20 protein-coding genes are annotated in these 19,335 nt (G+C 69.6%); 1 reads left to right on the forward strand and 19 read right to left on the reverse strand.

The genetic code is table 11. The annotated features are described in order from the left end of the window. Window positions 1-3: 3 nt before the first annotated feature. The 6 genes from H504_RS0101335 to H504_RS38275 form a co-directional block, all read right to left on the reverse strand. On the reverse strand, window positions 4-654 hold the full coding sequence (locus H504_RS0101335; RefSeq protein WP_026421282.1) for an FkbM family methyltransferase: 651 nt from the start codon (window positions 652-654) through the stop codon (window positions 4-6). 224 nt (window positions 655-878) lie between these two features. Then, entirely contained in the window at window positions 879-1,661 is a 783-nt protein-coding gene (locus H504_RS42270; RefSeq protein WP_211239236.1) for a gamma-glutamylcyclotransferase, read from the reverse strand. 58 nt (window positions 1,662-1,719) lie between these two features. Continuing rightward, entirely contained in the window at window positions 1,720-2,436 is a 717-nt protein-coding gene (locus H504_RS0101345) for a M24 family metallopeptidase (protein WP_026421284.1), read from the reverse strand. 62 nt (window positions 2,437-2,498) lie between these two features. Beyond that, complete coding sequence (locus tag H504_RS0101350; RefSeq protein WP_157440145.1) at window positions 2,499-3,701, reverse strand: hypothetical protein; 1,203 nt, start codon at window positions 3,699-3,701, stop codon at window positions 2,499-2,501. A gap of 123 nt (window positions 3,702-3,824) precedes the next feature. Continuing rightward, entirely contained in the window at window positions 3,825-4,628 is an 804-nt protein-coding gene (locus H504_RS32785) for an MmyB family transcriptional regulator (RefSeq protein ID WP_035302977.1), read from the reverse strand. Window positions 4,629-5,400: 772 nt separating this feature from the next. Further along, a complete protein-coding gene (locus H504_RS38275; RefSeq protein ID WP_157440146.1) occupies window positions 5,401-7,248 on the reverse strand; it encodes an HNH endonuclease signature motif containing protein in 1,848 nt (615 codons plus the stop codon). A gap of 224 nt (window positions 7,249-7,472) precedes the next feature. Here H504_RS38275 and H504_RS0101365 point away from each other — a divergent pair, with 224 nt between their 5' ends. Beyond that, window positions 7,473-9,407, forward strand: coding sequence for a hypothetical protein (locus H504_RS0101365; RefSeq protein WP_157440147.1), 1,935 nt, complete (start codon window positions 7,473-7,475; stop codon window positions 9,405-9,407). Window positions 9,408-9,545: 138 nt separating this feature from the next. On the opposite strand, the gene H504_RS0101370 is transcribed toward H504_RS0101365, so the two are convergent. From H504_RS0101370 to H504_RS0101430, 13 genes are all read right to left on the reverse strand, one after another. Next, window positions 9,546-9,935: a MarR family winged helix-turn-helix transcriptional regulator gene (locus tag H504_RS0101370; protein ID WP_026421287.1), complete on the reverse strand. Its 390-nt coding sequence runs from the start codon at window positions 9,933-9,935 to the stop codon at window positions 9,546-9,548. A 184-nt stretch (window positions 9,936-10,119) separates the two neighbouring features. Further along, window positions 10,120-10,923 carry a maleate cis-trans isomerase family protein gene (locus H504_RS0101375; RefSeq protein WP_035303016.1) on the reverse strand — a complete coding sequence of 268 codons (804 nt, stop codon included), beginning with the start codon at window positions 10,921-10,923 and terminating at the stop codon, window positions 10,120-10,122. Window positions 10,924-10,953: 30 nt separating this feature from the next. Beyond that, on the reverse strand, window positions 10,954-11,427 hold the full coding sequence (locus tag H504_RS32795; protein WP_211239237.1) for a nucleoside deaminase: 474 nt from the start codon (window positions 11,425-11,427) through the stop codon (window positions 10,954-10,956). Next, on the reverse strand, window positions 11,424-11,837 hold the full coding sequence (locus H504_RS32800; protein ID WP_051385381.1) for a DMT family transporter: 414 nt from the start codon (window positions 11,835-11,837) through the stop codon (window positions 11,424-11,426). Before H504_RS32800 ends, H504_RS32795 begins: the two co-directional genes overlap by 4 nt. Before the next feature lie 37 nt (window positions 11,838-11,874). Beyond that, entirely contained in the window at window positions 11,875-12,192 is a 318-nt protein-coding gene (locus tag H504_RS0101390; RefSeq protein ID WP_026421289.1) for a DMT family transporter, read from the reverse strand. Window positions 12,193-12,217: 25 nt separating this feature from the next. Next, window positions 12,218-12,808 carry a DsbA family oxidoreductase gene (locus H504_RS0101395; RefSeq protein ID WP_035302978.1) on the reverse strand — a complete coding sequence of 197 codons (591 nt, stop codon included), beginning with the start codon at window positions 12,806-12,808 and terminating at the stop codon, window positions 12,218-12,220. Between the two features lie 80 nt (window positions 12,809-12,888). Continuing rightward, a complete protein-coding gene (locus H504_RS0101400) occupies window positions 12,889-13,563 on the reverse strand; it encodes a transglutaminase-like domain-containing protein (RefSeq protein ID WP_026421291.1) in 675 nt (224 codons plus the stop codon). An 11-nt stretch (window positions 13,564-13,574) separates the two neighbouring features. Continuing rightward, window positions 13,575-14,717 carry an acyl-CoA dehydrogenase family protein gene (locus tag H504_RS0101405; RefSeq protein WP_026421292.1) on the reverse strand — a complete coding sequence of 381 codons (1,143 nt, stop codon included), beginning with the start codon at window positions 14,715-14,717 and terminating at the stop codon, window positions 13,575-13,577. 135 nt (window positions 14,718-14,852) lie between these two features. Further along, window positions 14,853-15,230, reverse strand: coding sequence for an ectoine synthase (locus tag H504_RS0101410; RefSeq protein WP_026421293.1), 378 nt, complete (start codon window positions 15,228-15,230; stop codon window positions 14,853-14,855). Window positions 15,231-15,248: 18 nt separating this feature from the next. Further along, the gene (locus H504_RS0101415; RefSeq protein WP_026421294.1) at window positions 15,249-15,512 is read right to left on the reverse strand and encodes a hypothetical protein; all 264 of its coding nucleotides are present in this window, start codon (window positions 15,510-15,512) and stop codon (window positions 15,249-15,251) included. After that, on the reverse strand, window positions 15,512-16,978 hold the full coding sequence (locus H504_RS0101420) for an AMP-binding protein (RefSeq protein WP_026421295.1): 1,467 nt from the start codon (window positions 16,976-16,978) through the stop codon (window positions 15,512-15,514). Before H504_RS0101420 ends, H504_RS0101415 begins: the two co-directional genes overlap by 1 nt. 739 nt (window positions 16,979-17,717) lie before the next feature. Continuing rightward, window positions 17,718-18,863, reverse strand: coding sequence for an RNA polymerase sigma factor (locus tag H504_RS0101425; protein ID WP_026421296.1), 1,146 nt, complete (start codon window positions 18,861-18,863; stop codon window positions 17,718-17,720). Next, window positions 18,860-19,246: a YciI family protein gene (locus tag H504_RS0101430; protein WP_026421297.1), complete on the reverse strand. Its 387-nt coding sequence runs from the start codon at window positions 19,244-19,246 to the stop codon at window positions 18,860-18,862. The genes H504_RS0101425 and H504_RS0101430 overlap by 4 nt, the downstream gene beginning before the upstream one ends. Window positions 19,247-19,335: the final 89 nt, after the last annotated feature.

Below are 19,335 nucleotides of genomic sequence, written 5' to 3' on the forward strand. Positions count from 1 at the left end.
CGCTCACAGCTCCCGGCGGTTGCGGAAGACACCGTCGACCATCAGCATCTGGCCGTCTTCGAGATCCCCGTGGTTCTGCTCCAGGGCGACGAGGTCGAACCCTGCCTCATCGAGCGCGTGCAGGACTTCCGCCAATCCTGGCCCACCGCGGAAGTTCGGCGCGACCGAGATCTCGAGTTCTATCAACGACACCCCGGACAACACCGCGCCCGCGCCGCGCAGCACGGCGAGTTCGTAGCCCTCCACGTCGACCTTGAGGAAGACCCGGCCCACACAGCCCAGGTCGGGCCAGATCTCGGCGAGAGTGGTCACCGGGACGAGCTCGGTGGCGCGGGCCGCCGCCCCGGGCCAGTGGCCGACAACGTGGGGGGCGGGGACGAGCGCCGAGGAGAACTCGGACTCCTGCGTCACCGTGATCTCCAACTGTCCGCTGCGCTCGCCCAAAGCAGTGCGATGGCAGTCCCACGCGTCGTCGTCGGCCGCGGCGAGGGCCAAGTGGTCGTAGACCTCGCGGACCGGCTCGAACGAGATGATGCGCCCGGCGAACCCCACCTCACGGCGGAGCCACCGCGCGTACTGCCCTGCGTTCGCACCGACATCGAGCACCGTGGCGATCTCCGCCAACAGGATCTGCCGCCGTTGTCGCGGCAACATCGGCACGTCACCACACGGCGGATAGTCCGGCGACACCTGAAGTTCGGCAACCACGGCACCCCGATTCCACGCGCTGTCGGCGGACCAACGATACGCCCGCCGGGAACACCCGGATAGCCCCCCGACCGTCCATAATGGACTACAGGGCAGCTCGACTTGCGCGTCCGCCACCTCGACTTTCACCCGAGATGGGCCGTCCTGCCTGCGGGTGGCCCTCCGGTTGGTCAGGGGGTGATGGCCAGGTAGGACCAGGCGGTGGCGCCGGAGGCGAGGTGGACGGGGACGCGGCGGTAGTCGTCGACTTCGTAGGTGTCGGCGGCGGCCAGTTCGGTGGTGGTGATGGTGAAGACGGTGCCGGGGACGGTGTCGGCGGGGTTGGCGGTGGGGCGGACGATGGGGTGTTGATCGGTACCGCTGTCGGCGATGACCGCCGGGTCCGTGATGGTGACCCAGTCGGTGCGGTGGCCGGGCAGGGTGTCGGGGATGCCGGCGAGCTCGCGGCCGAAGTGGGCGACCTGGACCTGCGGGAGTTGCAGGGTGCCGTAGGAGAACAACTGCGCGGTGGCGGTGTGGGTGCCGCCGACGCGGCGCAGGACGGGGTGGGCGCCGATGTCGATCACGATGGTGGCGCGGTCCGCCGGGGTGTCCTCGTCCGGGTGAGCAGGTGCACGGTCGGTGGTGAGGAAGACGATGTCGTCCCACGGGGCGGTCAGGGGCTCACGGCCGGTGACGATCAGGACGGCGTTCTCGGGGGCGGCGTCGGCGGTCTGGGCGAAGGTCTGCGGGTCGTGGCTGTCCGCGGACAGGCGGATCACGGAGCGTCCACGTGCTTCGATGGCTACGGCGAGCGAGTGGGCGAAGGTGTTCTTGTCCGCGTCGGCAGCGCCGTCGATGGCGACTCTCAGTGGGTGGCCGGGCACACGCGCGTGCAGGTGGTCGGCGACGCGGTTGAGCACGCGGTCGCCTGCGATGCCCTGCCACGGTGGGTCGATGATCCGCTCGGTCACGTGGACGACCCTAACAACGGAGCCGGCGGTGTCCACTGTGACCAGCGACAACCCCGGGTCAGCCGTCGGTGTCGTGGCCGAGGTCCAGCAGCTCCTCGTAGAAGCCGCCGATCTGCCGGTCCCGGTCGACCAGGTGGATTTCCAGGATCCAGTGGCAGGTTTGTCCGTTTCGGTCCGCGCGGCGCATCGGCTGGTCGTTGCCGGACGTGATGTAGGAGCTGATCTTGTCGCCGCTGATGGTCTCGTGCGGGAACTGCCCGACCAGGTGGCCGCTGTGCGATCCGCCGAACTCCCAGCCCGCCCGCTCGGCCGCCGCGGTGACGTGCGCGAACAGTTGCTCCCCGGTGACCCCCGGGTCGGCTTCGAAGAACTCCAGGCCCGCGCCGAAGACCACCGGGAGGTCGTCGCGCAGCCGCTGCTTCACCGGGTCCGAACCCAGCACGAAGGTGCGGCCGAAGTCGGCCTCCCACTGCTCGAAGATCGGCCCGAAGTCGCAGAACACGATGTCGTCGGCGCCGATGACCCGGTCCGGTGGGTTCTCCCGGTAGGGGTGCAGCGTGTTCACCCCGGCGCGCACGATCCTCTTGTGCCAGTACCGATCCACCCCGAACAGGTCGGCGGCCAGGTCCCGGATCGCGTTGCTCGCCTCGATCTCACGCACCCCGGGCGCCACGATGCCCCTGGCTTCCACCTCGGCGAACAGCTCGGCGGCCTTGGCCTGTGCGTCAAGCAGCCGATCGACGCGGACCGCCTCATCCCGGATCAATCCAGTCATGGTCTCGACGTTAGCAACCACAGGTGAACACGCACCTGCCAGTGTCGTCGGACCGGGGTGACCTACGGGTGGCCGAGCCAGAGGACGGAGCGGTGGAAGGGAATGCCGCCGGTGTAAGTGATGCCGTACCCGATGACGGAGTCGTGGGCGTTGATGCGGGTGGGGGTGCTGTTGTTGAGGAAGGGCAACGACTTCAAGGTCGTGAGGTTGCCCGCCGGATCCCAGACGACGATCCGGTAGTCGGTGCCGGTGCCGATGGGGGCGGAGCCGCCGACGACGGCGCCGGAGTCGTTGATGTCGTAGGCGGCGGCGAACTGGTCGCCGGGGAAGGTGGGGAGGCGGACGGGGGTGTTGGCGTCGGTCCACTTGACGGCCGAACTGACCGTGCCGCGGGACATGCCGATGAGGGTGCCGCGGTTGTTGGAGCCCGCCGGGAACGCGTCGCTGTCACCCGGGAGGGGGACGATCGGGGACATGGTGTTGCCGTGGGTCAGGTCCCAGCGGACCCGGTAACCGCGCCCGCCGGGAACGTCGGTGTACACCCAGCCGTAGGCGATCGAACCGCGCGCGCCGTCGACCTCCGCGCGTTGCGTGCCGTCGGGTACGGGCAGGGCGGTGGGTGTGCCGTCGGCGTCCCAGCGCGTGGGGGCCCGGCCGATGTCGCCGGGGGTGTTGGTGAACGAGTTGCCGACGACGACATCGTCGCTGGTCAGCGCGATCTGGGCGGAGTGGTCGCGACCAGCGAGCGGCGCCAGCAGGGTCACCTGGCCGTCGACCCAGCGCGCGGCGCGGTACTGCCCGCCGACCGACTGGAAGGTCTGCCCGACGACGACACCGTGCTCGTTGACGTCGAACGCGATGGAGTCCAGCGAGTCGGGGGTGGGCAGCGTGGTCCGGTTGCCGTTCTTGTCCCACGTCACGGCCGACTGGATCCAGCCCGCACCGTAGACATAACCGGAGACCAAGCCCGCGTCGTTGATGCCGGTGGCCTCCCCGCCCTTGTTGTCCGCGGGCAGCGACAGCGGAGTGAGCCGACCGGTCCGATCCCATTGCGCGGGAACGTGGTTCGAGGATCGGACCTGGTCGGTGTACCCCACCGACGTGTCCGACGAGTTGATGGCGACGGCCCAGCTCTGGTGCCCGCCGGTGGTCTGCAGGTTGATCGGACTCGGTGCGGCGGCGGCACTGTCCCCGACGGCGAGCGTCGCCGCCACCAGAAACCCGACCGCTCCGGCGTTTCGGGCATTCCGCCCCGTTCCCGGCATGCTCCCACCTCCTGGCTGAGCACCCAGTCTGGCCCCGCGACAACAAGCGTAGACAGGTCCGTTAGTGCGGCACCGATAACAGGTCCACTGTGGATAAACAGATTCGGGTTGTGCGCACGCCGGTCACACCCGCGCGAGCTCGTCGAGGCGGTCCCGGGTCTCGGGGTCCGCGGGGGTGAGGACGAGCAGCCGCTGGCGCTGATCAGGGGTGACGAGGGTTTCGCGGTCCAGCACCAAGCGGCCGACCCGGGGGTGCAGGACGATCTGGCGATCGGCGCGGTGCACGGCGACCTCGTGCTCGGCCCAGAACTCGCGGAACTCGGGACTGGCGGCGAGCAGCCGGTCGACCAAACCGGTGACCGCCGGATCAGCGGACCGACGATCCGCCGCGGCGCGGAGATCGGCGACCAAACCGCGGGCGTGGCACTCGTGGTCCTCCGGCGGGTGCACGGCGCGGACGGCCGGGTCGGTGAACCAGCGGTACACCAGGAAACGGCGGTCATCGGGGAAGGTCGTGTGATCACCGTTGAGCAGGACCGCCGCCGGGTTCTGCGCAAGGACCTCACCCAGGTCGGACAGCACGAGAGCGGGGGTGTCACCCAGCAGGTCGAGCACGCGGACCAGACCGGTGCGAGCCGGACCCGCGACCGGCGGCTGGTGGCCCGCGAGGTGGAAAAGGTGGTCGCGGCCCTCGTCGGACAGGCGCAACGCACGAGCCAACGCAGCCAACAGTTGCGGCGACGGCTGACTACTGCGGGCCTGCTCCAGGCGCACGACGTAGTCGACGGAGACACCCGCGAGCAGGGCCACCTCCTCCCGCCGCAAACCCTCAGTACGACGACGGGGTCCGTCAGCGATACCGACCTCACCCGGCCGTATCGCCGCGCGGCGGCGCCGCAGGAAGTCGGCGAGCTGGTCACGCTGCATTCCGCCATGGTCCCCTGCGGGGGCGAGCCCATCCAGGGAGCAGCCCTCCTACGATCGGCACTCCGTTGTGTACGAGGACGGCGACCGTCCATCCCGGCATCGGGGGTGCTGAGGTGGGGACCAGCCGTCCATCCCGGCATCCGGGCTGAGGCGGAAGCGGCCGCCCATCCGGCATCCGGCGGCTGAGGCGGAGACCAGCCGCCCATCCCGGCATCGGGGGTGCTGAGGTGGGGACCAGCCGTCCATCCCGGCATCCGGCGGCTGAGGCGGGAACCGGCCGTCCATCCCGGCATCCGGGCTGAGGCGGAAGCGGCCGCCCATCCGGCATCCGGCGGCTGAGGCGGGGACCAGCCGCCCATCCCGACATCGGGGTGTCGAAGCGGGGAGCGGCCGTCCACTGTGCGGCCGGGTTGTCCACAGTGCTGGGAGCCATCCACAGGCCGGGCTCGCGCCTCTTGACAAACCGGCCGCCGGGATAGGCTCAGGAATGGGCCCCCGGCCCCCGGGTGGGTGGGGTCCTGCCTGGGCCACGGCGGGGATGGCGTCAAGCGCTGGATCGGGTGAAGGCCGGTGGTCACCGCATGCGCTAGGGCCGAGAGCTGACTCACACGCTAGGGCCGAGAGTCGACTCATGCGCTGGGGGAGGTCATCTCGAACCTGGGGTACGAGGGTCGATGATCGGGGGGCGGACGAGGCGGGGCAGGCAAACGCTCGGGTCTGCGGAGGTCGGGTGCCGGGGTGGTGGTCGGGAGAAGTGCAGCAGAGGGGTGGGTCAGCCGGATTTGCCGTCGGGGTCGCGGATGGATTTGATGGCGAACCAGCGGCCGGGAGGGACTTCCTCGATGCGGGTGTAGCGGGGTTTGCCGCCCTTGGCGGGGGACCACCAGACGTGTTGGTGGCGGTTTTGGGTGACGCCTGCGCTGCGGTTGGCGCTGCGTTCGAGGGGCCAGAGGTTGGTTTCGTTGTCCTCGCCGGTGAAGGCCCAGTCGATGACGTGGTCGATGTCGGCCTTGTAAGCGAGGTCGTCTTCGAGGACGATGCCCTCTTCGTGGAGTTCGCGGATGAAGCGGGCGACGCCGCTGCCCCTGGGTTCCTCGCCGCCGCGGTATTTGAGGGTTTTGCCCTCGTACGGCCAGTGGTCGACGCCCATGGCGAGGCCGTTGTCGTAGACCTTGTGCGGGAACTTGGCTATCTTCTCGGCGCGTTTGCCGTGGCCGGGGCGGGTCAGGTAGTCGGGGTACCACTCGGCGGGTTTGTGCCAGACCATCAGGATGGCGTCGGTCTCGCTTTCGCCGGTGCGGGATTTCTCGTTGAGGGCGTCGGGTTTCTTGAGCAGGGGGATGCGGGGGCCGCCCGCCTGGATGCCCGCCGTGAAGCGTTCCCTGGTGGCGCCGGACGCGGCGCGGATGTTGCGTTTGAGGATTTCCAGCGGGGAACCCTTGGCGAAGGTGAACGACGTCTGCGCGCCGATGGCGCCGGTGATGTCGAACAGGTGGAAGGACGGCGTGGTGAGTTCACCGCTGATCAGACCCTCGTCGCGACCGGCCGATTCGTCGAGGATGTTGAGCAGGGAACCCGCCAACCGCAGTCTCGCCTCGGCGGTGAGCGCCAATTTCAGTGACGCGGACGGGGTGAGGGTGAACTCGGTGCGGACCAGTTTGCCGTCGTGGAAGTGCAGCACCACATTACTGCCGGACAACGCGATACCGGCGGTGGCGACCAGGTTCAGCGCGGTCTGCAGTTCGGCGGTGATCTCCGCGAGCCAGTCGAACCCGATCGCGGCGAGGGTCAACCGGACGAAAGGTGTGTAATGCAGGCCGATTGTACCGGTGATCTGGCCTTGGTCCAGGCGGGCCGTCAGGTTGTAGTCGCCCTGGAACGGGGTGGTCAGCCAGTTGAACACCGAGTCGCTGATGCCGCCCGCGACCTCCCCGCCCTTCTGGGCGCCGTGCTTGGCCCCGTACAGCGCCCCGGCTCCCCCACCGGCCACCGCGCCGACCGGACCCAGCGGCGTTCCCGCCGCCGCGCCGAGGATGCCACCGCCGACGAGACCCGCCAGGCCGCCCACGATGCCGCCGGGCACCGCGGCGATGGCCCCGAACACCGTGCGCGTTCCGGACCGCTTGCTGTCCCCGGCCGCCCGGTACCGGCTGATCTCCGCCGCGCTGATCGATCCGACCACCGGCTCCAGCACCAGGCTCGGCTGCACCAGTTGGACCGGGTTGTGCGACCCGATCGCCGCGCTCGCCGTGATGAACTCCCCGATCGGGATCGGCGGCGTCTCCAGTTTCCCCACACCCAACTCGAACTCGCCGAGATCACCGACGTCGAAGGTCATCTGCTTGCCCGAGCTGAACACGACCCGCAGGTCCCCACCGCTGTCCGGCAGCTCGACCGGCGCGCTCTCACTGGCGGCAGGCAGGTTCCCCGGCACCGGCGGCGCGGGCGGCGACACCCCGGACGCGGGCGCCGGGTTCGGCTGGCGCTGCAGATACGTTGACACAGCGCGGTTCCCGGCAGGCATCAACCGCGAGAGCGCCATCGGGTGCGGGGCGCTCGCGGGGGCAGGAGCCTGCGCGCGGCCCTGCTGCTCGGCCGGTAAGTGATCGGTACTGTGCACCTCGTCAGCCCCTCCCGCCGCGCCGAGCGTGCCCACTGTCCCCCACCGAACCCCCACACCACACCGACAACCGGACGGCGTTCCGGACGCGGTTGCCTGCCCGAAGGTGCAGGACCACGGCCGACCGGGGACACGGCGGGTAGGTGTGATCTAGCGACGAACAGCCGGTGAAGGCGGGGGCGGAGGTGTGTCCTCAAGCGACTGTGGCGGCTTAGCGTTCGGCCGTGATCCGTGTGAAGCGTGTGCTGCTGGGTGGTGTGTTGTGTGTGGCGTCCCTGCTCGGGTCGGTGTGTCCGGCCGGTGCGGTGGGGAACGGGGTGGACCCGGCGGTGGCCGGGATTCGGGAACCCGTGAGCGGGCAGTTGGTGGACGACTGGAAGTTGGCGGGGCGGGCGAGTGCGTCGGGGGTGCAGGTCGCGCCGCAGTGGGTGTTGACGACCAGGCACGCGCCGGGGGCGGTTGGGGGGACGTTCACCAACGCGTACGGGACGGCGAGGATCGACTCGGTGACGGCGTGCCCGGGGGCGAGCTGCGACCTGAGCCTGTCGCACCTGGTGACCGCGTTGCCCGCGCCCGCTTTCCCGGATCTGGTGGACAACGGCATCCCGGGCATCCCGGAGGTGGGTACCACGCTGGCGGGGGCGTTGCTGGCGGTGGGGCTGGGTGGCGGGAAGCTGACGGCGGCGTGGACGTCGCCGACCGGTGCACCGACGTTGGCGACGATGGCCAACCCGCCCGCGGCGATCTCCGGGGACAGCGGCGGTCCGGTGTTCTACCACCGGCCCGGTGACCCGGCCGGGCACCTGGTCGGGTTGATGACCTACGGCGCGACCTGGATCGTGGCGGGGGTGCCGCAATTCTCCGCCGACGCCAAGGCTTTCATCACCGGGGTGGCGGGCGCCGCGGTGCGGTGGACGACGTTCGACCAGTTGGGGCCGCGGCAGGTGTTGCCCACCGCGATCACCGACTTCACGGCGACCGCGGTGCAGAACACGATGCGGTTGACCTGGAACCCGGTCGCGGGCGGCACGGCCTACACCGCTGTCCTGATCAACCCGGCCGATCCGGCGGACCGGAAGGTAGTGCGCACCACCGGGACCACGGCGGCGTTCACGGTCGTGCCCGGCGTGCGGTGGGCCGCGTTCGTGCTCCCGGAGACCTCGACCGGGCAGGCGCTCGTGCCCGCCGGGATGGACAGCCAGGGCAGCGGGTTCGTCTACCACTACACCCGGTTCGTCGCCGCAGGGCCCGCGCCGACCCCGGTCCGCAACGTCACCGTCGAGTCGACGCCGACCGGTCTCCGGGTGAACTGGGACCGCGGGCCGGAGGCGCTGCCGGACGTCAACACCACCGAACTGCGGCTGTGCCCCAGCAGTGACATCCAGTGCGTGACGCCCCGGCTCCGGGTGACCTCGGAGAGCCCCGGGTTGGACTTCGACGTCCCGGGGATCGCGTACGGCGACCGCTTCACCCTGGCGTTGACCGACCGCAACCCGTCCGGGGTGTCCGCGCAGACCGCGGTTCCGGTGAGCTACCTGCCGCTGCTGCCGCCCGCGATGACCCGCTCGGTGACGGCGCACCTCACCGACACCAAGATCACTTTCGGCTACGACACCCGCGGTGACGACCCGCTGACCGTTTTCCCGCTGACCGGCTACCACAACCACGCCCCGGCGGACATCTTCCGGGTCACCTTCGTCGACCCGCAGGGCCGCAAGCGCTCGCTGGCCACGGTCGACCCGAAGACGCAGCCGTCGTTCGACGTCGTGTTGGCCAATTGGCGCCTCACCCCGGGCCGCTACGACTTCACGCTCACCCCGTACAACTGGATGTGGGGCGAGGGCACACCGACCGTCGTCACGGTGCCGGTCGGGACGCCCGGGGACTACTCGGTCGCGGCGAAGGTCCCGGCCGCTCCGGTGATCACGGGAGGGGTTCCGCTGACCTGGACCCAGCCCGGGACCGAGCGGGTGGACTCCTACCTCCTGGTGGAACTGGTCAGCGGACAGGTTTACGAGGTGGGGCCGAACGAGCGGTCGTTCGACATCTTCTCGACGCACCTGCAGCAGACCCAGCAGTGGCGGGTGATCGCGACGAACCACGCCAGTGGCGAGTCACTGCCGGTTACCGGACCGTACGTCGAGGTTCCGGGCGACTGAACGGACCCGGGGCCCGCCACCGGGCGGGCCCCTCGGTCCACTCGCGACAGAGCAGGAAGTCCCCAACCCGCCGGGCCCAAAGACCCTGGTGGCACGAAAACAAGTACCGGGATTCGCCAGTGGACGGTGGACAACCACCTACCGCAGTTCGGTGATCGCCTCGACCAGGTCCGCCAGGTTGGGGTCGGTCGCGCTGCGGCCGAGCGCCTCGGTCAACGCCGACTCGTACACCGGAACGGCCTTGTGCAGCACGTCGTAGCCGTGGTCGGTGATCCCGGTGTAGACGCCGCGCCGGTCGTGCTCGCAGACGCGGCGCTCGGTCAGCCCCACCCGTTCGAGGCGGGTGACCATCCGGCTGACCGAGCTCTGGTTGAGGTTGACCGCGTCGGTGAGGTCCTGCATGCGCATCTCGCCGTCGGGCGCGGCGGAGCAGGCGATCAGGGCGAGGAACTCGGAGAGGCCGATGCCGAAGTGGCGCTGCAACGCGCGGCCCACCACCGCGTCGACCTGGCTGTGCAGTGCGACCAACCGCGTCCAACTCGCGGCGGTACCGGTGAGGTCCGCGGATCTGGGCGCCGTGATCTGGGCACTCTTCTTGGCGGCGATGTCCAGCCTCCTCCGCCTCGGCTGACCCGGCCGCGCCGACGACGGGCAGGCGCGGACCGGTGTCGAGCACTACGCTGGTCGACCCGCAGCATACCCGACGCGAGGTCTATGTAGTGGTATGCAAGTTCATCAGCTTCCCGTAACCCGGCCGGGCGACAGCGGCGCCGGTCAGTTCCATGGCGTGCCAGAGCAGGACCTGGTTGGCGGTGAGCACCGGGATGTCGAGCAGTTCCTCCAACGCGTCGATGACGCCGACCGCGCGCAGGCCGTTGCCGCCGACGAAGACGCCGGTGGCGTTCCCGGCGATCCGGCGGACCCAGTCGTAGAGCGCGGGCGGGTTGATGTGCGGTTGACCGCTGGGCAGGCCGCAGGGCGCGTGGTGCACGACGTCGACGCCCAGGGCGGTGAAGTACGCGGCGCCCAGCGAGTCCAACTCCTCGTCGAACCACGGCGGGTTAACCAGGGCGAGCTTGTCCACGCCGAGCGTGTTGATGGCCTGCTCGGCGGCGAGGCAGGTGGTGGTGACCGGCATGCCGCGGGTGTGCTCGGCGAGCCGGTCGACGAGGGCGTGCTCACCGGCCGGACCCACTTTGTAGGCGGAACTGGTGAACGCGCAGGCGATCGCGTCCAGCGGCGACTCGGCCAGCTCCCGCACGCAGTTGTCCAGGTGCGGCGGCTCGACGAAGGCGCGCACCGGGTCGTGCGGGATCTTCGGGTCCATCTCGCCGCCCGCCCGCATCGCCCCGAAGTGCAGCCGGGCGGCGTGCACGGAGAGGTGGTCGGGCAGCATCGCGCGCAGTTCGCTCTCGGGGCCGACGTCGGCGTGCGGCACGACGACGCCGATGCGGGCCGTCGTGTTCCAGCCGTCGTCGCGCCAGTTGGTGGTGGGCCGGGAGATCCGGGTCGTCATCGAGTCCACTTCCGACTGCGTCGGGGCCGGTCACCGGTGGCGGGCGGCCCAGGTGGTGAAGGGGGTCAACGCGTCGTCGACCGGGAACGGCTCGGGGGTGACCCGGCCGCCGTCGGTGCGGTCGACGTGCAGGTAGGAGGCGCGGTAGTCGAACCCGTAGGCGGCGGCGTCGTCGGCGCTGACGGCGTAGAGGACCGAGCCGATGCCCGCCTCGTACGCCGCCTGGTAGCACATGCCGCACGGCTCGCCGGAGGCGAACAGCACGGACTCGCTGATCGCCACCCGGTCGTGCCGCTTGGCCGCGTCGCGCAGGGCGACGATCTCCGCGTGCGCCGTGGGGTCGCGCTCGACGAACACGCGGTTCACCCCCGTGCCGAGCACGCCGGCACGGGAGTGCACCACGAACCCGGAGAACGGGATCCCGCCGCGCTCGACCTCGGTCAGCGACAGGGCGACCGTGTCGCGCATGTAGCCGGTGAGCTGGTCGGCGTCGAGTCCGTTCACTGTCCGGCTGCCTCGTCCGCGGTCGCGTACTTGGGGCCGGAGAACAGCTTGATGCTGATGACGCCCGCGATGATCACGGCCAGCCAGAGGATGCGGACCGGGGTGAGCGGCTGGTCGAAGACGAACGCGCTGACCACGGCGGCGCCGGACGCGCCGATGCCGGTCCACACCGCGTAGCCGACGCCGACGTCGAGGTGCTTGAGGGCGAGGGTGAGGGTGAAGACGGTGAGGAAGAAGAACACGACGGCGGAGAGCGACCAGCCGAGGTTGGTGAAACCCTTGGTGCCGCCGACGCTCACCGCGTAGCCGATCTCGAAGATGCCCGCGACCAGCAGGATGGCCCAGCCCTTGGCTGAGGTGTCACCGCTCGCGGCTGCCTGCTGCTCGAGCTCGGTGGAGGATGCGGTCATGGTGGGAACTCCTTGGTCCTGGGTGGGTTCGGCGCGGTCAGACGCCGCTGAGCTCGAGGCCGATGACCCCGACGATGACGACGGCGATGCCCAGTGCCTTGCGCCAGTCCAGCTTCTCCTTGAACACCAGCGAGCCGAGCAGCACGATGCCGACCGAGCCGAGGCCGGTCCAGATCGCGTAGCCGACGCCGACGTCGAGCCTGCGCAGGGCCAGGCTGAGGAAGAAGGTGCCGCCGGCGCCGATGACCAGGGTCAGCACGGTCGGCCACAGCTTGGTGAAACCCTTGGAGGCGTTGGCCGACAGCGCGAACAGGATCTCGAAGACCGTCGCGATGGCCAGGTATACCCAATGCATGTCTGAGGTGTTCCTCTCGTGTGAACTAGCTGAGGGCGGCGATCGCGGCGCGCAGGTCCTGGGGGTCGGGCACGCCGGAGAACCGCTTCGGACCGACGTCGATGGTGGGGACGGCCTGCACACCGGCGGCGTAGGACTTGCCCAGCTCGACCTGGTGGACCTCGGCGAACCGGCGTTCCTTGAGCGCCAGGGCGAACTCGGCGGTGTCCAGGCCGACCTCGTCGGCGATCCCGGTGAGCACCTCGGGCTGCCCGATGTCCAGGTCCTGCTGGAAGAACGCCCGCAGCACCGCGCCGTGGTAGGCCTCGACCACACCGTGCTCCCGGGCGAAGTGCGCGCCCTCGAAAGCCAAGTGCGAGTACGGCTGCGGTGAGATGGTCGGCAGCTTGATCGGCACGCCGAGCCGCTCGGCCATCGGGTAGACCGACTGGCGCCACACCCGGGGCAGGTAGTCGTCCTCGGGGCGCAGCGTCGGGTTGGGGTGCGGGCGGAGCTCGAAAGCGCGCCAGGACACGGTCGCCCCCGCGTCGGCGGCGGTGATGGTGATGATGTCCTCGGCCAGCAGGCAGTAGGGACACACGTAGTCGAAGTACACGGTGATCTCAGGCGGGCTCATGCTCACTCCCTGTCCGGCGCTCGGCGCGGTCAATACTTGCATGCATATACATGCTCTTGTCAAGTACTGATCGGGTATACTCAGTCGGCCGCGGGTGCCTCGGCCACCAGGGAACCGCCGCCGTGCACGGCGTCCGCCGAGGCGAACATGCCGGGGTGCCGCTCGCGCATCAGGGCGATGACGGCGGCGTGCTCGACGTCGTCGAAAGAGGCCACGGCCCCGACGAACTCCATGTGCCTGCGGCCCTTGTCGTCGAACGGGTGGTAAACGGCGTCCGCCGTGCCGTCGAACTCCAGGGGTGAGATGCCGTAGAGCTTGCACAGCATCTTGTTGAAGACAGGGGTTGTCTTGAGCCAGCGCCCGTCCAGGTGGATCTCGTTGAGCCAGTGCAGGAACACCTCACCGCCGACGAGCTCCTTGAGCTTGTCCGACGCGAGGTGGTTGCGCACCTCACCGGCGAGCACCCGGCTCGGGATGCCGACGGCGCGGGTGGCCGCCGCGTACAGGATCGACTTGTGCAGGCAGAAACCGGTCTTGGCAACGGAAACCGCGCTGGCCCGCAACCCGTCCCGGGACATGTCCGCGCCGTAGACCTCGTAGAAGACGCCGTCGCGCACGGCGTAGAACAGCGCGACCGCCTTGTCCCGGTCGGACACGGACGGGTCCGGAACCGCGGCGGCGACGAACCGGCGCACCTCGTCGGACTCGTGGTCGAGCAGGTCGGTGGCGGCCAACAGCGCAGTGGCGGTGGTCATCGCAAGTCCCCTCAGCCCAAACCGAGCATGGCCGCGATGCGGCTTTTCTGGATTTCGGTGGTACCGGAGTAGATCGTCCCGGCGACCGCGTTGCGGACGTCCTTCTCGAAGCCGTACTCGGCCATGTAGCCGTAGCCGCCGAAAACGCTCACCGTGTGCAGCGCGGTGGCCAGCGCGGCCTCGCTGACGATCAGCTTGGTGATGGCGACATCGGTCGTGACGTCCTTGCCCAGGGCCAGTTTCCGGCCCGTCTCGTACAACCAGCGCCGTGAGTTCTCGGTGCTGATCAGCATGTCCACTACGCGGTGCTGCACGGCCTGGAACGAACCGATCGGCGAGCCGAACTGCTTGCGCTCGCGCGCGTAGCGGATGGTTTCCTCAAGCCGGTGCTGCATCTCACCCAGGTTGATCGCGAAGCCGTAGAGGATCTCGCGCTTCATCACGTGGTCGAGCACCAGGAAACCGTTGCCCGGCCTGCCGAGCATGTTCTCCGCGGGCACGTGGGCGTTGTCCAGGAACAGCTCGCACAGGGGCGACGAACGCAACCCCATCTTCTTCATCGGGGTGCCGAAACTCAGCCCCGGCGTGTTCCGCTCGACCAGGAAAGCGCTGATGCCGTTCGCTGTTCCTGCAGTGTCGGTGCGCGCGTAGACGACGATCAGGTCGGCGATCGGACCGTTGCTGACGAATGCCTTGTTGCCGTTGAGGATGTAGTGGTCCCCGTCGGCGACGGCGGTGGTCTGCATGCTCATCGCGTCCGAGCCGAAATCGGGCTCGGTGATGGCGTGCGCGCCGATCAGCTCACCGGCGCACACGGCGGGCAGTAGCCGCTCTTTGACCGCGGGCTTGCCGAACCGGTTGAGCGGCGTCCCGGTGCTGGCGAGGTGGGTCGACGCGGAGAAGCTCAGCCCGCCGTCCCGGTTGGCGTGACCGAGGCCCTCCAACACGTACATCGTGGTGGGCACGTCCTGACCCAGGCCGCCGAAGCGCTCGTCGAACGGCAGCCCGAACAGGCCGGAGGCGGCCAGCTTGTCCCATTTCGGGCGGGAGAACTCACCGTTCTGGTCGGCCTCGATGTGCCCGTCGGAGAGAACCGGGCCGAGGTCTTCAATGGTGTTCCGGAAGAGTTTCTGGTCTTCGTTCCAGTCAATCACGTGACAATCCCCCTCGTCGTCCTGGTGTGCGGCCGCGACCGCACACCAGGACGAGCGTTCTTGGCGGGCCGAGCGGGCTCGGCTTGTGGCGCGGAGGCCGGAAAACGGGATCGGGAAAGGAAACCGGACGCGGGCTCAGTACTGCGAGTAGCCCTCGGGGTCGAGGACGTGCCGCTCGTCGCCGCGGATCGGCGGGTTGAACACGCTGATGAGGTGCATGTCGTCACCGGAGGCCGCGATCAGCGTGTGCGCGTCGTGCTTGTTCAGCGCGTAGAGCACACCCGGCTCGATGATCTGGCGCACGGCGCCGTCCGCGGACACGACCTCGCCCTTGCCGGAAACGCAGTAGCAGGCCTCCAGGTGCCGCCGGTACTGCAGCTTGGACGACGAGCCCGCCGCGACGACGGTGTGCGCCATGGCGAATCCCATGCCGTCGGACTCCACCAGTAATCGGTGGCTTGTGCCGTTGCCCCAGTCGACGGTGTTGACGGTGTCCTTGTGGCGGATGAACATTCCGGCCTCCTGACGGCGTTAGTTGGCGGCACTCGGCACGGCGCCGAGTTCCGTGATGGTGGCGTGGATCGTGGAAACGGTGCGGAAATCGGCGGGAGCGACGTCGGCGTCCTCGAGGTTGACGTCGAAGCGCTCACCGAGCCAGGCGATCAGCCGGAGCAGGTGCAGGCTCTCGATGACGCCGTTGGCCAGCAGGTCGTAGTCGTCGGCCAGGTCGTGCGGCGAGACGTCCGGGGCGAAGTTCCCGGTGATGTACTCTTTGATGACGAAGGTGTCGGACATTAAACCCCTGCCTCCTGACGCGATTCGCTGATCGCGTTCCGGTCGATCTTCCCCGTTGACGTCCTCGGCAACGCGGCGTGCTGGATCTGGAAAGTGCTGGGAATGGCGGTGCGGGGCAGCGAGCGCGCGCAGTGCGAGCGCAGGACCAGGCTGTTGGTCCCGTCCGCGCCCGCGCGCACCGCGGCGTGCAACCGGTACCCGGCCTCGGCGTCCGGGATCGCGACGACCGCGACCTCGTCGACGTCCGGGTGCCGTTCGAGCACGTACTCGACCTCTTGCAGGTTGGTCCGGACCCCGCGCACCTTGACGTGGAAGTCGTCCCGACCGTCCAAGTGGAACAGTCCGTCCGCGTCGCGGCGGACGATGTCGCCGGAGCGGTAGAAGACCCCGGTATGTCCGGCGACCCCGGTGGTGAAGCGCTTGGCGGTCAGGTCCGGGTCGAGGTAACCGTCCGCTTGGAACGGGGTCGACACGAGCAGTTCGCCCCGGCCCTCGCCGTGCACCTCGGCGCCGTCCTCGTCCACCAGGAGCGCCTGCACACCGTCGATCGGGCGACCGATCGGCAGCGGTGCCGGGACGGCGAAATCGGTGACGGTGTAGCGGAAACTGTCGTTGGTCTCGGTGCAGCCGTAGATGTTGTGCAGGGTCGCGTTCGGGAACATGGTGGGAACGCGGGCGAGCAGGTCGGCGGGCAGCACGTCGCCGGTGGTGATCACCTGCCGGACCGAGTCGAACACCCGGTCCTGCCCGGACAGCAGCCGGAAGCACAGCGGTACCGCCTGCGCGACCTCGACCCGCTGCGTGTCGACCAGTTCGGCCAGGTGGCGGCCGTCGGCGGCGCGCTCCGGGTCGACCAGCACCACCTTGCCGCCCACGGCCAGGGTGGCCCAGATGTCCAGCAGGGTCAGGTCGAAGTTGAGCGGCGCGTAGTTGAGGACCACCGTGCCGTCGCCGATGCCGAAGGTCCGCGCCGCCCAGCCGGTGAACCGCCGCACCCCGGCCTGGCTGAGCGGCACGACCTTCGGCGCCCCGGTCGACCCGGAGGTGGTCAGCACCAGCGGCGGGTCGCTGGGCATAGCGTCCGCCGCGGGCGCGCCGGTGGCGTCCGACCACAGCCGGACCGGTGCGCCGGGTGCCGGTTCTGCCTCCAGGCCGACCTGGTGCGTGCTCCCGGTGCGCGCCAACAGGAGTTCGACCGCGTCGCGTCCCAGGTCGGCGGACACCAGTACCGCCGGGACCCCGGCCAGTCCACATCCGAGCACCAGGGCGACCGCGCCCGCGGACTTCCTGGCGTTGACCAGGACCGGTCGGCCGGGCAGCACCCCGATCCCGGCCAGCGCGGTCGCGACCGAGGTCGCCGTGTCCCACAACTCGGCGTACGACCAGTCGCGGCCGCCGTCGTGCAAAGCCGACTTCGCGCTCCCCACGTGCCCCTGCACCGAGCGCACCAGGTCGGAGGATCTCATGGTTCCCCTTCGGTGTCCGAACACCTCAATTGCGATTGCCGAGCCGGACGGAAATGACGGACATGGCGCCTTTCGTCAACTCGACGCGGGCATTTCGACTTTGACCGCCATCCCAGGCGCGATCCATGTTTGCGCATGTAAGTACCTTCTCGCAATACGCCGAACGGCCCAAACCACCTCGCGGCCAACCATTGCCACGGTGGCCGAAAGATGGCGTTGAGCTGGGGATTTGTGAATTCGTGACACCTTCCTGCCAGTACGCCCACACCGGAGTGACCACTGGTAAATAGAAGGTGAATGAGCAGAAAACAACACCTTTTAACAGGTGATAACGGCCCGTTTCGGGCTAGGGGTGCCGGTCGGCGGCAATGGGGGCAACAGGTTTACCCCCTGTTCGGTTTCCACAGAACTACGCATACTCTACCCGCCTGGCTGAGCGCTCAACCGTTTCCCGGTAGTGGACTTTTCCGGCGTTCGCGGCCCCACTCCACCCCGGAAACCCCGGTATCCGGACCGCGATGTCGTTCCCGAACCGGACTGTCCTTTATGGATGATCAGCCCCCATGCCGCACCCACCACTGTCACCCGCTCCCGCGCTTGACCGGCGGCACGGGTCGCACACCGTGATCGAGATCCGCCGACAGCGGAGCGGGTGACGACGATCGCGGGTCTTGTCGTACCCACCCACCAGGCTGGAAACCGGGGCTGCTCAGCGCGATTCGATCTTCCCGAACAGCGGTCAGCCGAGTCGGTTGGCCCGCGCCACCAGGTAGTCCCGCTCGGGGGTGCTCGTCGTCTGCCGAGCCGCGAGCCGGTACTGCGCCACCGCGGCGGCGACCTCACCCGCCTGTTCCAACAGGTGTCCCCGCACCGACGCGACCCGGTGGCTGCCCGTCAACCGGTCGGCCACCGGGTCGACCACCGCGAGCCCGGCCGCCGGACCGTGCACCATGGCGGTCGCGACGGCGCGGTTGAGGGTCACGACCGGGTTGTCCGCGACCTGCTCCAGCAGGTGGTAGAGCGCGAGGATCTGCGGCCAGTCCGTGTCGGCGGCGTCGAGGGCGGCCGAGTGGACGGCGGCGATCGCGGCCTGCAGTTGGTAGACGCCGAAGACACCGCCGCGGGTGAGGGCGGTTTCGGCGAGAGCGCAGCCGCGGGCGATCGCGGTGTGGTCCCAGCGGGCGCGGTCCTGGTCGGCCAAGGGTACGAGAGCGCCCGCGGCGGTCACCCGGGCGGCGCGGCGGGCGTGGGTCAACAGCATCAGCGCGAGCAGGCCCGCGACCTCACCGTCGTCCGGGCGGAGCCGGTGGACGTGCTCGGTGAGCCGAAGCGCCTCGACGGCCAGGTCACCGCGCCCGGTGTAGCCCTCGTTGAAGATGAGGTAGAGGACTTGGAGGACAGCGGCCAGGCCACCCGGGTGGGTGAACCCGATCCCGGAGTCGCGCAGGCGCTGCTTGGCGCGGGTGATGCGCTTGCCCATGGTGGCCTCGGGAACCAGGAACGCGCGGGCGATCTCCGCGGTGGTCAGCCCGCCGACGGCGCGCAGGGTCAGCGGCACCTGGGCGGCCCGGGTCAGCGCCGGGTGGCAGCAGAGGAACAGCATGGCGAGGGTGTCTTCCTCGGCGGGGACCTCCGGGGGCACCTCCGCCGCCACGGTCTCCTCACGTCGGCGGCGGGCCTGGTCGGCGCGCAGGCCGTCGATCAGCCTGCGCGCCGCCACCCGGATCAACCACGCCTTCTGATCGGCGGGAACACCCTCGACCGGCCACTGCGTGTGCGCCGCGACCAGCGCCTCCTGCACCGCGTCCTCGGCCGCGGCGAAGTGCCCGTACCGCCGCACCACCGCCCCCAGGACCAGCGGCACCAGCGACCGGTCGACGATCACACGTCGCCCATCGGGTTCATCAGCGGCCGGATCTCCACGCTGTCCCCGGTCGCGGCCACCACCCGCGACGCGATCTCCGCCGCCCGCTCCGCGGTCTCGCAGTCGACGATGCTGTAGCTGACCAGCACCTCCTTCGACTCGGCGAACGGCCCGTCGGTCACCACGGGCACGTCCCCGCCCGGCCGAACGGTCCGGCTGTGCGCCGGGTCTGCCAGCCCCTCCGCCGCCACGAACTCGCCCGAGGCGACCAACTCGCCGCCCAACTCCGCGAAGAACTGGCAGGCCGCCGCCACCTCGGCGGGCATCTCCCCACTCGCCGCCCACTCCCGCGTCGCCGCCTCCCAGGCCGCACGGTTCGTGTACGCCAGCAGCATGTACTTCATCGCGACTCCCTCACGTCCCGGCGGCGCCGTCCGGGCACCGCACACCCGAACGTCGGAGTCGACCGGGCCGAAAGGACACTAACCCGGTC

Source organism: Actinokineospora inagensis DSM 44258, assembly GCF_000482865.1.
In the GTDB taxonomy this organism is placed as follows: Bacteria; Actinomycetota; Actinomycetes; order Mycobacteriales; family Pseudonocardiaceae; genus Actinokineospora; species Actinokineospora inagensis.